General features: G+C 39.9%; 14 protein-coding genes. 8 read left to right on the top strand and 6 right to left on the bottom strand.

The window, feature by feature from the left end; translation table 11 throughout:
• Nucleotides 1–16: 16 nt before the first annotated feature.
• Both LLY41_RS13570 and LLY41_RS13565 read right to left on the bottom strand, forming a co-directional pair.
• On the bottom strand, nt 17–202 hold the full coding sequence (locus tag LLY41_RS13570) for a hypothetical protein (protein ID WP_076256247.1): 186 nt from the start codon (nt 200–202) through the stop codon (nt 17–19).
• A gap of 99 nt (nt 203–301) precedes the next feature.
• Nucleotides 302–736, bottom strand: a complete 435-nt coding sequence (locus tag LLY41_RS13565; RefSeq protein WP_304585621.1) for a hypothetical protein — start codon at nt 734–736, stop codon at nt 302–304.
• Nucleotides 737–894: 158 nt separating this feature from the next.
• Here LLY41_RS13565 and LLY41_RS13560 point away from each other — a divergent pair, with 158 nt between their 5' ends.
• On the top strand, nt 895–3,186 hold the full coding sequence (locus LLY41_RS13560; protein ID WP_304585620.1) for an ATP-dependent DNA helicase: 2,292 nt from the start codon (nt 895–897) through the stop codon (nt 3,184–3,186).
• A gap of 34 nt (nt 3,187–3,220) precedes the next feature.
• Here the strand turns inward: LLY41_RS13560 and LLY41_RS13555 are convergent, their stop codons facing one another.
• Nucleotides 3,221–3,847 carry a YczE/YyaS/YitT family protein gene (locus LLY41_RS13555; RefSeq protein ID WP_095242597.1) on the bottom strand — a complete coding sequence of 209 codons (627 nt, stop codon included), beginning with the start codon at nt 3,845–3,847 and terminating at the stop codon, nt 3,221–3,223.
• A gap of 327 nt (nt 3,848–4,174) precedes the next feature.
• Here LLY41_RS13555 and LLY41_RS13550 point away from each other — a divergent pair, with 327 nt between their 5' ends.
• From LLY41_RS13550 to LLY41_RS13540, 3 genes are all read left to right on the top strand, one after another.
• Nucleotides 4,175–6,142 (top strand): lipoteichoic acid synthase, encoded by a 1,968-nt coding sequence (locus tag LLY41_RS13550; RefSeq protein WP_304585619.1) that lies wholly within the window; start codon nt 4,175–4,177, stop codon nt 6,140–6,142.
• A gap of 116 nt (nt 6,143–6,258) precedes the next feature.
• Nucleotides 6,259–6,588, top strand: a complete 330-nt coding sequence (locus LLY41_RS13545) for a four-helix bundle copper-binding protein (RefSeq protein WP_304585618.1) — start codon at nt 6,259–6,261, stop codon at nt 6,586–6,588.
• A gap of 189 nt (nt 6,589–6,777) precedes the next feature.
• Nucleotides 6,778–7,377, top strand: a complete 600-nt coding sequence (locus tag LLY41_RS13540; protein WP_304585617.1) for a YdhK family protein — start codon at nt 6,778–6,780, stop codon at nt 7,375–7,377.
• A gap of 40 nt (nt 7,378–7,417) precedes the next feature.
• Here the strand turns inward: LLY41_RS13540 and LLY41_RS13535 are convergent, their stop codons facing one another.
• From LLY41_RS13535 to LLY41_RS13525, 3 genes are read right to left on the bottom strand one after another with little or no spacing between them, the layout of a single operon-like run.
• The gene (locus tag LLY41_RS13535; protein WP_304585616.1) at nt 7,418–7,978 is read right to left on the bottom strand and encodes a TVP38/TMEM64 family protein; all 561 of its coding nucleotides are present in this window, start codon (nt 7,976–7,978) and stop codon (nt 7,418–7,420) included.
• A 3-nt stretch (nt 7,979–7,981) separates the two neighbouring features.
• A complete protein-coding gene (locus LLY41_RS13530) occupies nt 7,982–8,659 on the bottom strand; it encodes a response regulator transcription factor (protein WP_076256257.1) in 678 nt (225 codons plus the stop codon).
• The gene (locus tag LLY41_RS13525) at nt 8,656–10,032 is read right to left on the bottom strand and encodes a HAMP domain-containing sensor histidine kinase (RefSeq protein WP_304585615.1); all 1,377 of its coding nucleotides are present in this window, start codon (nt 10,030–10,032) and stop codon (nt 8,656–8,658) included. The genes LLY41_RS13530 and LLY41_RS13525 overlap by 4 nt, the downstream gene beginning before the upstream one ends.
• Nucleotides 10,033–10,194: 162 nt before the next feature.
• On the opposite strand from LLY41_RS13525, the gene LLY41_RS13520 reads away from it, so the two are divergent.
• The 4 genes from LLY41_RS13520 to sdaAA all read left to right on the top strand — a co-directional run bounded on the left by LLY41_RS13520 (nt 10,195) and on the right by sdaAA (nt 12,931).
• Nucleotides 10,195–10,428 carry a hypothetical protein gene (locus tag LLY41_RS13520; RefSeq protein ID WP_304585614.1) on the top strand — a complete coding sequence of 78 codons (234 nt, stop codon included), beginning with the start codon at nt 10,195–10,197 and terminating at the stop codon, nt 10,426–10,428.
• A 170-nt stretch (nt 10,429–10,598) separates the two neighbouring features.
• The gene (locus LLY41_RS13515; protein WP_286136820.1) at nt 10,599–11,270 is read left to right on the top strand and encodes a helix-turn-helix transcriptional regulator; all 672 of its coding nucleotides are present in this window, start codon (nt 10,599–10,601) and stop codon (nt 11,268–11,270) included.
• A gap of 88 nt (nt 11,271–11,358) precedes the next feature.
• A complete protein-coding gene (gene sdaAB / locus LLY41_RS13510) occupies nt 11,359–12,021 on the top strand; it encodes an L-serine ammonia-lyase, iron-sulfur-dependent subunit beta (RefSeq protein WP_095242603.1) in 663 nt (220 codons plus the stop codon).
• Nucleotides 12,022–12,052: 31 nt separating this feature from the next.
• Nucleotides 12,053–12,931 (top strand): L-serine ammonia-lyase, iron-sulfur-dependent, subunit alpha, encoded by an 879-nt coding sequence (sdaAA, locus tag LLY41_RS13505; protein WP_095242604.1) that lies wholly within the window; start codon nt 12,053–12,055, stop codon nt 12,929–12,931.
• Nucleotides 12,932–12,956: the final 25 nt, after the last annotated feature.

Raw genomic sequence — 12,956 nt, 5'->3', positions numbered from 1 at the left:
GGTTTTCAAAGTGAAATTATTTTCCTAACAAAGCCTTCACTCCAAGATAAAGAATGGCAAGACCAAAGATGATCATAGCCAGACTGCCGACAATGGTGAAGAAGCTGGCAATACCTGAAGTAATAACTGCAGAAACAGGTACCATTGTCATGCCGTAGCCAGCAAGCATACATGCAAGATATAATAATGCCAATTGATACATTATAGATCCCTCCCTTCCATACTAACGTATGAAAAGGAAGGAATCTTGCTTGGTCTAATATCCCGAATGCTCCGAATAACACAAATTCTTTTGAATTATTTATTGATTCCGCTTTGCTTCCTGTACAGCTATGATTTTCAGAGCAGTTAATTCTTCATCCGATAATCTTTCAGTTAAAAGACTGTATAATTCATTTTGCTCTTCAGCAGTCAATCCGCCTTTTACTTTTGAGACACTCTGCCGGATTTCATCAATCGAAAAGCTTTCTGAAATCTTCTTTACAGCTTCTTCTTTTGTCTTGATCGGCAATGATGTCTTTTGAAGATCTGCAGCTTTTAAATCACCCATACTGTTCCCAAGCAGAGCCTCTACGTTCGGATCACTTGCAAGCATTTCAAGATCATCCTCAGTGATGCTGGCGGCAACTTCTGTCATTACTTTATTTGAAATGAAATTCATTGAAGCAAAATAAATGAGAAAACCCAATAGAATAAAAGATCCTCCAGTGATTGACCAAAAAATAATTTTTTTCAAGTTTTGGGGCTGCTCAAGAAACGAACAGTTCCATTCACACTCCTCTCATTTTCTTTCTTCTTAAATTTTATATGGTTATTTCCTTCTTTTGCAAATCTTTCTTATGGGAAGAACGTATGTGCTATAATAGGTGAATAGTAAATTAAGGGGCCGTTTCAATGAATGATAAGATAAAAATATCAGTAAGATCGCTGGTTGAATATGTATATAAGAGCGGCAGCATTGAAACAGGCTTCCGTTCTGCAGTGCCGCTTACAGAAGGAACAAGAATTCATCAGAGAATTCAAAAGCTTTATGGGGAAGAAGATCAAAAAGAAGTGTATCTGCATGCTGGATTACCTTTCAATCACCTTGACTTTCAGCTTGAAGGAAGATGTGACGGGCTTATCATCAAAAATGGAGAACGGATTATTGATGAGATTAAGTCGGTATCTATCCCACTTTCACAAATTGATAAATTTGCCTATCCTGTTCATTGGGCTCAGGCTAAATGCTATGCTTTCATGTATGCGAAAGACCATAATATTTCAAAAATGGCAGTTCAATTAACATATGTACATGCTAAAACAGATGAAGTGAAAAGATTTCAGCACAGTTATTCTTTTGGCGAACTGGAAGAATTTATAGTGCATCTTCTCGAATCGTATTCTCCCTACGCAGAATTAAGGGTTCGACATCAAAAGGATTTAATAAAAGGTCTTCAGGAATTGACTTTTCCCTTTCCGGCTTATCGAAATGGCCAGAGGAAACTTGCAGGGGCAGTATACAAAACCATTGCTGAAGGGAAAAACTTATTTGCCAGCGCACCTACGGGCATCGGCAAATCCATTTCCACCCTTTTTCCAGCATTAAAAGCCATCGGGGAAGGACATATTCAGAGGATTATCTATGCCACGGCTAAAACCATAACCCGTCAGGCAGCAGAAGGGGCCATTAGCCTGATGAGGGATAAAGGATTGAATCTTAAATCGGTCACAATAACGGCCAAGGACAAAATTTGCTTTAAGGAAGAAACCAAATGCCACAAAGACAGCTGCGAGTTTGCCAATGGATATTACGACAGGATCAATAATGCAATACTTGACCTCCTGAAAAATGAGAACATGATAACCAGATCGACAATTGAAAAATATGCATTGAAGCATAAAGTATGCCCTTTTGAGTTTTCATTGGATGCTGCATATGCAGCTGACATTATAATTGGGGATTACAATTATATTTTCGATCCGAAGGTCTCGCTGAAGCGATTGCTGGAAGAGGAGAAAAAGAAAACGTCGCTCCTGATCGATGAAGCACATAACCTTGTGGACCGCGGAAGGGAGATGTATTCAAGCGCGCTTGAGAAATCAGCCTTTCTTCAATTGAGCAGAAGCTTTAAGGGGAAGGATGAAGGGATACAAAAAAGTGCAAAACAGATTAATGGAATTTTTATTGCATTAAAAAAGAATTGTGGTGAAAATCAGGAAATCGCAGAAGAAAATCCCCCTGAAGAACTGTTTGAAGTTCTTGAGGAATTTGTTCAATATGCCGAAGACTATCTGGGGCAAGACAGAAACAATACGGAAGAAGAATTGCTGGAAGTATTTTTCGCTGCGCAGAACTTCGTAAGAATAGGCAAACTGTATGATGAAAGGTTTGTAACGTATATTCAAAAGCAGAGAAATAATCTGAACATCAAGCTATTTTGCCTCGATCCATCGAATCTTCTGCACAAGGCCAGAAAAGGATATAAATCATCAATCTTTTTTTCTGCTACTTTAATGCCTCTTAATTATTATTTGGATATGCTTGGCTTTCAAGAGGAAGATTTTATTTTATCCGTTCCTTCTCCTTTCTCAAAAGATCAGGCTAAGGTTTACATTCAGCCGATTTCAACAAGATATCGCGACCGGGAAGGGTCTATCAGACCTATCGTCAGTACTATTAAGAGCATGTTAAAGGAACAGAAGGGGAATTACTTGATCTTCTTTCCATCCTATCAATATATGGAGGATGTCTATCGTCGATTGCTCGATGAGGAACTGCCGGTACATACAATTATTCAAAAAACTGGAATGGATGAAGGGGAGAGGGAAGAGTTTTTGGATGCATTTCAGCCAAATCCTTCTGGTACTCTGTTGGGTTTCGCCGTCATGGGCGGGATTTTTTCAGAGGGAATTGATTTGCAGGGAGATCGGCTGAACGGTGTTTTCGTGGTGGGTGTAGGGCTTCCACAGTTAGGGTTTGAACGCAACATTATGAAAGCATATTTTAATCAGCAGGGAAAAAACGGCTATGATTATGCCTATACTTATCCCGGAATGAACAAGGTTTTGCAAGCAGGGGGCAGATTGATCCGCTCTGAGAACGATACAGGAATGATTGTTTTAATGGATGACAGGTATGTGCAGGCTAAATATCTGGCCCTGCTGCCAAATGAATGGAGAGATTTTAAAGTATTAAGAAGGTAAAAACATCCTGCTCAAAGAGCAGGATGTAAGCTTATTATTTAGTTATGACAGGACCTTTCGGGGCCTGCATTTTTCCGAGCGCTCTTTCGAAAACCGGATAAAAGAATTGTACTACAAGTCCAAGTGTCAATGTTACCACGATTGTGCCCACTCCGATTGCACCTCTGAATAAAAACGCAAGCAGCAAAGCAAAGCTTTCACTGATGATCCTTGAATTCCTTAAGTTTAATCCGAATCTTGAGTGAATGGCTACCATTAATGTATCCATCGGGCTTGCCGGAAATTTAGCCTGAAGATAGATGGCAACTCCCATTCCCATCGAAAGGATTCCAAGGAACAATAGAATTGATTGCATCGCCAATGTCTGAGGTGAAAGGTCACCAAAAATGATGAGAAGCCAAAAGTCAATCAGTGCGCCAATAATCAGAATGGAAATGGCTGCAAGGACTTCAGGCTTTTTTTTCATTAGAAAGGCATTTATAAAAATGAGCACGATTCCATTTATAAAAACAAAGGTGCCAACTGTTAAGTTAAACATTTGTGACTCACCAACAGCCAGGGCATCCCATGCAGAAGCTCCGAGGTTTGATCTGATAATCAGGGCTACACCCATTGTCAGGATCAGCATCCCAATAACAAAAAATAATAGACGTTCTTTCATGAAGACTCTCCAATCCAACTATGTTTAATTTTAGCTTGGCCCTTTTGAACATCAATACTCCTTCAGCATTGAAATTATGAAGGGAAAATTCATTTTACCATTAAAATATATTGAGTAACAGGTAATTTTATTGAAAATTGTTGGTTTTTGCAGGAAAAAGGCGAAAGATATAAAGGAGATATCCGTTTTCATTGATTTGAAATTGTGCTATATTATTTTACATTCGTTCACCATTTATTAATGCAGCTACAAAATTTTTACATAATAAAAACTTAGCCGCTGCTAAGTTTTTCGCATGTGTACAATTTAAGAGGTGAAACCACACTAATGAGAAAGTTATTCAAATCGCCTGACAAATTGCCGAAAAGAAGTCTTGCTGTATTCTTTCTGACTGTTATCCTTTTTTGGCTGAAAACGTATGTAGCCTATCGCATTGAATTTAATTTAGGGATTAATAATGACATACAGCGATTTCTTCTGTTTTTGAATCCGTTAAGTTCTACACTGGTATTCCTGGGATTCGCTTTGTTTTTTAAAGGGAAATGGCAATCCGGCATGCTAATTGGCTTGAATTTATTCTTATCCTTCCTGCTTTATGCAAATGTTGTTTATTATCGATTCTTTAACGACTTTATCACTGTTCCTGTTCTCATGCAGGCAAAAGTAAATGGGGGGCAGCTCGGAGATAGCGCACTATCGTTAATGTCTCCGTGGGATATTTTTTATTTTACAGACACCATTCTGCTTCTTTTCCTGGCAGTTAGGAAATGGTACAAACCTGGAAAGAAAATTAGCCGAAAACCGGCGTTGGCTGTTATGGCTGCAGGGATTATTGTCTTCTTCATCAATCTTGAAATCGCCGAGAAAGACCGTCCTGAGCTGCTTACACGTTCCTTCGACCGCAATTATTTGGTGAAATACCTTGGAGCATACAATTTCACGATTTATGATATGGTCCAAAACGCCAAGTCTGCCAGCCAGCGAGCTCTTGCGGATACGAACGATGTGACTGAAGTAGAGAACTATGTTAAAGCAAAATATGCACCTCCGAACCCTAAATACTTCGGAAAAGCCAAGGGCATGAATGTTATTTATGTATCCATGGAATCACTTCAGACTTTTATTATAGACTACAAGCTAAATGGTAAAGAAGTTACCCCATTCCTGAATTCACTTGCACATAGCAGCAAGACATTCTACTTTGATAACATAGTCAACCAAACCGGACAGGGAAAGACTTCCGATGCTGAGTTTATGATGGATACATCACTATATCCCATGTCACAGGGAGCTGTTTATGTAACGAAAGCTCAAAATACATTCCATGGCACACCTGCTATTTTAAAGCCGCATGGCTATACTTCAGCAACTTTCCATGGAAACTACAAGACATTCTGGAATCGTAACGAAATGTATAAAACCATGGGATATGATAAGTTTTTTGATGCCGAGTATTACGATATGAACGATGAAAACACGAAAAACTATGGTTTAAAAGATAAGCCGTTTTTTAAGGAATCCATGCCGATGCTGACCAGTCTTCCACAGCCGTTTTATACAAAATTCATTACTCTTTCTAATCACTTCCCCTTTAAAATGGATGAGTGGGATACTGAATTTCCTGCAGGAGAAACAGATAATGATGTGGTGAATCATTATTTTCAGTCAGCGAACTATATGGACCAGGCACTCGAGCAGTTTTTTAACGATTTAAAGGATTCCGGATTGTATGATCATACAGTAGTTGTTCTGTATGGCGATCACTACGGGATTTCCGAAAATCATAATGTGGCAATGGCTAAGGTGATCGGAAAAGAAATTACGCCATTCCAATATGCCAAGCTTCAAAGAGTGCCAGTGTTCATACATGTACCTGGAGTGGATGGCGGCATTGTCCACAATGTCGGCGGACAGGTAGATGTGCGACCGACATTACTTCACCTGTTGGGCATTGATACAAAGAATCACCTTGAAATGGGATCAGATCTTTTATCAGAAAAACACCGTGAAGTTGTCCCATTCCGAAACGGCAACTTTATTTCACCGGCATATACCCAAATTGAAGAAACCTGCTATTATACGGAATCCGGAGAAATAGCTGAGGCTAATGCATGTAAGTCACTTTCCGATCAGGCGAAAAAAGAACTGGAAATGTCAGATAACATTGTTTACAAAGACCTCCTGCGATTTTATAAGCCGGAAGGATTTGTTCCAATCAACCGGAATGATTACTCATATGTAAAGAAAGAGCTGCCATTTAAAGAGGAAAGAAATGGGCCGGGTATACAGAAGTAACATTTTAGGAGCGGAGAGATAACTCTCTGCTCTTTTTATGTCCGATATTGGCAGTTTACTACCGAAATGGAGGGGTAGAGTATCTTTGTAAAGAGTTTATAGAAAGGATGGATATAATGTACACCCAATCTTATAAAGAATGTATTCAGGCTTGTATAGAGTGCATGGAAGCCTGTAATGTATGCTATGACGCTTGCTTAGGGGAAGAAGATGTTCAAATGATGGCAGATTGTATTCGGTCGGACAGAGAGTGTGCGGATATCTGTGCCTTTGCAGCTAAGTCAATGCAGTCTAACAGCCCTTTTGCCAGACAAATTTGCACTCTATGTGCAGACATATGTGAAGCGTGCGGAAATGAGTGCAAAAAACATGACCACTCTCACTGCCAGCGCTGTGCTGAAGCTTGCTTTAAGTGTGCGGAAGAATGCCGTAAAATGGCTGCTTAAATTAGCAGACAAAACAGACATCCAGAAGGGTGTCTGTTTTTAATCCAGGTTATTTACAATATTTGATTATGAAGGTTGTACATATTTTCCTGCCAGGGGAGTATTAATTTAGAATTTTCCATACCTGTTTCATAATTTCTGCACAATTTATTGCCATACTAACTTCATGAAGAAAAGGAGGAATTGAATATGTTATCAAGAAAAAAATTCGCCATTTGGTTTGTTTCTCTGGCTGCCGCGCTAACTCTAACTGCCTGCGGCGGAAATGACGGGGATACTGGACAGGAAGGTACCAGCAAGGAAGAGAGCATAACGAATAAAGAAAGCAGCGGCCATTCAGGAGACCATTCAGACATGGATCATTCTGGATCCGGAGATGTTCCAGAAGGAATAAAGGAAGCTGAAAACCCTAAATATGAAGTTGGGAGCAAGGCCTTTATAACAGAAGGACATATGGAGGGAATGGAGGGAGCGGAAGCAACCATTGCAGGTGCATATAATACAATCGTATATACGGTATCTTATACACCAACCACTGGCGGTAAAAAAGTTGAAAACCATAAATGGGTAGTTCACGAGGAGATTGCAGATGCAGGTGAGGAACCATTTAAAGAAGGTGACGAGGTAACATTGAATGCAAGTCACATGAAGGGAATGGAAGGAGCAACTGCCGAAATCGATTCTGTGAAGGAAACAACTGTCTATATGGTTGACTTTACTACAGCTGACGGGCAGGAAGTAAAAAATCACATGTGGGTAACAGAAAACGAGCTTTCTCCTGCTGAATAATATAGAAAGTTAAGGAGCTTATCTGACGATGATAAGCTCTTTAACTTAATTTATAATTTTTATATAAATAGTAAATTAAAAAGAAGAACGCAACTAATAGGAAAATGGCAATTTGCAGCTCCCTTTCAAATTTTAGTATATGTGAAACCGCAAAGGCTTCCATGAACAGTGCAGGTACTTTACCGATCGTGCTGGCAATGCCAAAGGACAGAAGCCTCATTTTGCTGTATGCAGCTGCCAGTGTGACTGCACCTGATGGGACAAAAGGCAAGACCCTCAGCAAAACAACCATGAAAAACGCATCTGGACCTTCCGCACTCTGAAGCTTAGAAAAAAATTGGTTATTCTTAAGCTGAGGAAAAGAGGAAGTAAGCTTGGTGATCCCTTTGCGATAAAGTTTAAAACTTATAATTGCTCCGGCTGCTTCTCCGATGATCAAAATGACTAGACCCACTTTTAAATCACAAGCGGCAACTGTTCCAGCCGTAATAAAGGCACTTGGGAGGAATCCAGTTATTGCTGCAGCAATGTTCATGAATATACTAAATAAAGCCGCCAATATCGGTTCATCTGAAAGCGATTCGATGATATCAGAAAACATCTATTAATCCTTTCCGGCCCATTTATAGCCTAAACCCCAGACAGTCGTCAGATACTCATCTGCAGGAAACCCGGCTTTCCTTAATTTTTCACGTAAATTTCTTACATGCGAATCAATGGTGCGATCTTCGATTGACACTCCATAACCCCAAACAGAGCCTATTAAATGCTCACGTGAAAATACTCTGTTCAAGTTTGAGAGGAAAAGGCTTAACATTGAAAACTCTTTTGGAGTTAACAGAATTTCCTTATTTTTATAGGAAAGCTCAAAAGAATCTTCTTTAAGTTCCAGCCCTTTAAAGGTTTTGGTTTTTCCATCTTTTTTGCTTCTTCTTAAAACCGCTTCAATCCTTGCAGATAATTCCTCTTCATCGAACGGCTTCAAAATATAATCATCTGCTCCAATGTTCAATCCTTTTACAATGTCCGGCTTTTCGCTTTTGGCAGTAAGCATGATGATAGGAATATCCCAATATTTTTTAATTTCCTTGCATACACTCCATCCATCCATTTCAGGCATCATGACATCTAAAAGGACCAGATCTGCAGAATGGGTTTCCAAGTAAAGCAAGGCATCTGAACCTGAAGTCAATTTTATGCAATTGTAGCCGCGGGGCGCTAAGTATAGAGAAATTAGATCAAGCATTCTAGTTTCATCGTCAACCAAAAGTATTGTTTTCATCTTTCCGTTTCTCCCTTAAAAACAATTTCAAATTCTGTTCCTTCACCTTCTCTGCTGAAGACAGAAATAGTCCCTCCATGGGCATGGACAAGTTCTTTCACAATGGCGAGTCCAAGGCCTGTACCCCCAAGAGCTCTTGCACGTGATTTATCCACCCGGTAAAAACGATTAAAGATAAAGGGCAGTTCCTCTTCAGAGATTCCTCTTCCGGAATCATTTATTCTGATGATGACATGTTTTTTAGTCCTGCTTACCTCTACTGTTGTTTTATCTCCATCTGAGGAATATTTAATCGCGTTATCCAGAAGATTAAATATGATTTGCTCCAGCCTTGATCCATCCGCAGAAAGGATGATTGATTCACGGCAGCTGACAGATAGCTGCATGCCTTTTTCAGCGAAAGCCGGAGAAAATTTTGTTTCAATTTTATTCATTAATTCCTTCAAGTCTATTGGTTTTTTTATAATATCAAAGGTATTTTTATCGATCTTTGCCAAATCGAAAAGATTTTTAACCATATCTGAAAGCCTGTTGGTTTCCTCCAGGATAATCGATAAATACTGATTTCTCTCTTCCGGGCTCAGGTTCCGCTTCTGAACGATATCCGCATACCCCTTTATATAAGTAAGAGGAGTGCGAAGTTCGTGGGAAATACTGGATAAAAATTCACTGCGTTCTTCTCTGAGATAATTCAGGTCGCCAGCCAATAACTGGATGGAACGTGCTAAATCCCCAAGTTCATCGTCACCGGTTATAGGAAGGGAAACTGAAAAATCACCGCTGCTTATTTGTGCGGTAGCTTCCTTCATTTTAATCAGGGGTTTCGCCAGGGCCTTTGATAAAAAGATGATGATCGTAATGGTAAAAATGACCGCAATGAACCCGGCGATTAAAAATTGTTCATTTAAGCGAGAAATTAACGATTTAATCCAGGCTGTATCCTGAAACATATATACATGGCCAATCAGCACTCCATCCTGTTCGATCGGGCTGACAGTAGAAATATAATCTTCTTCTTTCCAATTGTCCCCGATGGTTTTGCCCTCCCTTACAGAAGATGTCATCGGCTTTTCTATGTACCTTTGGATCAAACTGCTATCAACAGAAGCACCAAGTATCTCGTTGGCAGAATTTGTAATAACTACATCTGTAGTGGCTTCAGATTCCATCAGAGCTACATGGGAAATGGTATTTTTATCAAAATGTTTTTCGAGTATAGCACGGTGTGAATTGCCGCGTGTCTGCAAGGCTATGAGCTCTTCTTCCACACGCGATTCAACAAGTGTACTATGTAAAAAGAAGAACATAGTTGTTTCAAGGCCAAAGAGGATCAGAAGGAACAGCAGACCGAGCTTCATAGAAAGTTTTTTCAAAGAACTCACTCATTTCAAATCAATTACTTCTATTATAGTCGAAATGTTTGAAGAAACGATGCAGAAGAGGTATATGTTTTAATAGGACTGTAGAAGGTAAAATAGAATAGTGATTAATACTAACGAAAAACAAGTTTACAGTTCATACAGGAGGTTTTTTTAATGAGCGAATGTAAATTGGATCATACTCCGGAAGATGTTCAAAAGAAATTTGAACAGCAGAGAGGTTTCCTCCCGGAAGATATGAACCCGCTGTTTCAGTCATTTTTCCAGCAGGAACATACCCAGGATATTTTAAATGAGGTCTTCCATCTGCTGAAAAAATTTGATCTTGCTTCTGAAGAAGAGCAAACAGAGCGTGTCAGCAGGCTTTACCTTGTATTAAAGAATGTATAATGTTGAATTGCCGCATCTGACTTATGCGGCAATTTTTTATGTGCATTACAATTTTTTTGTAGCTATTAAAATTTTATTTTAACTCTTTTGTTTTTATGTTATTATGAATTTGAAGAGAAATATAGATTAGTATAATATTGAAAGCGATTTCATAAAAGGAAGTGACAAAGTTGAAGGAATGCCATAGACCTGTTTTTGATTTGGCGATCCGGACTGCAGATATGCTTGTGCGAATGTTTGGTTCCCGCTGTGAAGTGGCCGTGCACGATTTCAGCGACTTAAAAAAATCGCTTATCCATATAGCAGGAGATATAACAGAAAGAAAGATCGGCTCACCCATCACCGACCTTGTATTGAATGAATTAGCCAAACATAAAAATGATGTAAATGATATTGCGAATTATAAAACACAGTCCAAAAAAGGAAATGTCATGAAATCATCTACGATTTTTCTCCGGGATGATGAAAATAAAGTAATCGGCGCACTATGCCTAAATTATGATATAAGTCTGCTCATGCAATTCGGAGGAGAAATTGAACAATTTATCAGCTTTGATGAACATTCGTCTAAATCGGAAACCTTTTTTAATTCTGTGCAGGATGTTATTCACGAGATGGTAGATCAGGTTCTTCAGGGATTTAAGAAGGCACCTTCATTGATGACGCTTGAAGAAAAAGTTGAGTGTGTACGCCAGCTTGAAGACAAAGGGACATTCCTCATTAAAGGAGCAACTGATTATGTCGCATCTGTTCTGGGGGTTTCAAAATTCACTATTTATAATTACCTTCAGAAAATCAGAACGATAAATGAGCTCCAGCCGGAAGGCAGCCCTGGAGCATAAATAAGACGAGTTATTAAAATAGATGCTGTTAGCAAAACAGCTATATCCATTTCCATTTATATACCTTAAAAGTAAAGGGGCATACAAAATGAAATACAGATCAGCATTTGATATTATCGGCCCGGTTATGATCGGCCCATCAAGCTCTCATACAGCTGGAGCCGCACGTATTGGACGTGTTGCCCGGACTCTTTTTGGAAAACAGCCGTCCAAAGCAGAGATTTCCTTATATGGTTCTTTTGCAAAAACCTATAAAGGACATGGCACGGATGTGGCAATTGTCGGCGGTATCCTTGACTTTGATACCTTTGACGAGCGCATCCCTTCCGCCCTGCAATTAGCTAAAGATGCAGGGATTGAAGTCATTTTTACAGTTGAAGATACCGTAACCGACCATCCTAATACTGTAAGAGTCAAGCTTACTGAAGGAGACCGTGAAATCGAACTTGTGGGAATATCCATCGGCGGCGGAACCATTGAAATAACTGAACTGAATTCCTTTGAACTTAAATTATCCGGTGAACATCCTGCCATTTTAGTTGTTCATAACGATCAGTTTGGAGTTATCTCCGCTGTAACGAATATTTTATCCAAGCACCAGATCAACATCGGCCATATGGAAGTTTCACGCAAGGAAAAAGGAAAAATGGCCATCATGGTCATAGAAGTGGATCAGAAGATCGGCCAGGAGGTAATGACGGAGCTTGAAGGGCTTCCGAATATAACACAAATTATTAGAATGGTTGACTAATAGTTAGCTGGTCATCAGGAGGGAAAGACTAATGTTATTTAGAAATGTTGCTGAGCTTATAGAGCTCGCTGAAAATAAAGGTGTAAAAATAGCCGAAATCATGATTCAGCAGGAGATAGAAGTAACCGGATTAACACGTGATGAAATTATTGCCAAAATGGACCGCAACCTGACTGTCATGGAACAGGCAGTTGAGAGGGGACTGAAAGGGGTAACATCTGTAACAGGACTCACAGGCGGCGATGCAGTTCTTCTGCAAAAGTACATTCAGAGCGGAAAGGCTTTATCTGGAAATATTTTATTGGATGCTGTAAGCAAAGCGGTTGCAACCAATGAAGTAAATGCAGCAATGGGCACAATCTGTGCAACACCGACAGCCGGTTCAGCGGGTGTGGTTCCAGGTACTTTGTTCGCTGTTAAAGAAGTCCTCAAACCAACACGTATGGAAATGATCGAATTCCTGTTTACTTCCGCAGCATTTGGCTTTGTTGTGGCAAACAATGCCTCCATCTCAGGTGCTGCTGGAGGATGCCAGGCTGAGGTGGGGTCTGCAAGCGCCATGGCGGCAGCTTCCATTGTAGAAATGGCAGGCGGAACGCCAAAACAGGCCGCTGAGGCCATGGCAATTACATTAAAGAATATGCTGGGCCTTGTATGTGACCCAGTCGCCGGACTAGTAGAAGTTCCATGTGTAAAACGGAATGCCATGGGTGCTTCCAATGCGATGACAGCTGCGGATATGGCACTCGCCGGAATTACGAGCAGAATTCCATGTGATGAAGTCATAAATGCAATGTTCCTAATCGGACAATCCATGCCTTCAGCACTGAGGGAAACAGCTGAGGGAGGACTCGCAGCAACACCTACCGGCAGAAGACTGCAGGAAGAGATTTTTGGTAAGAAGCAGTAATTTTAATTAATTCTTAATAACACCA

Source organism: Cytobacillus firmus, from assembly GCF_023612095.1.
Classification (GTDB): domain Bacteria; phylum Bacillota; class Bacilli; order Bacillales; family Cytobacillaceae; genus Cytobacillus.
This window is presented reverse-complemented; position numbering and strand designations above follow the sequence as displayed.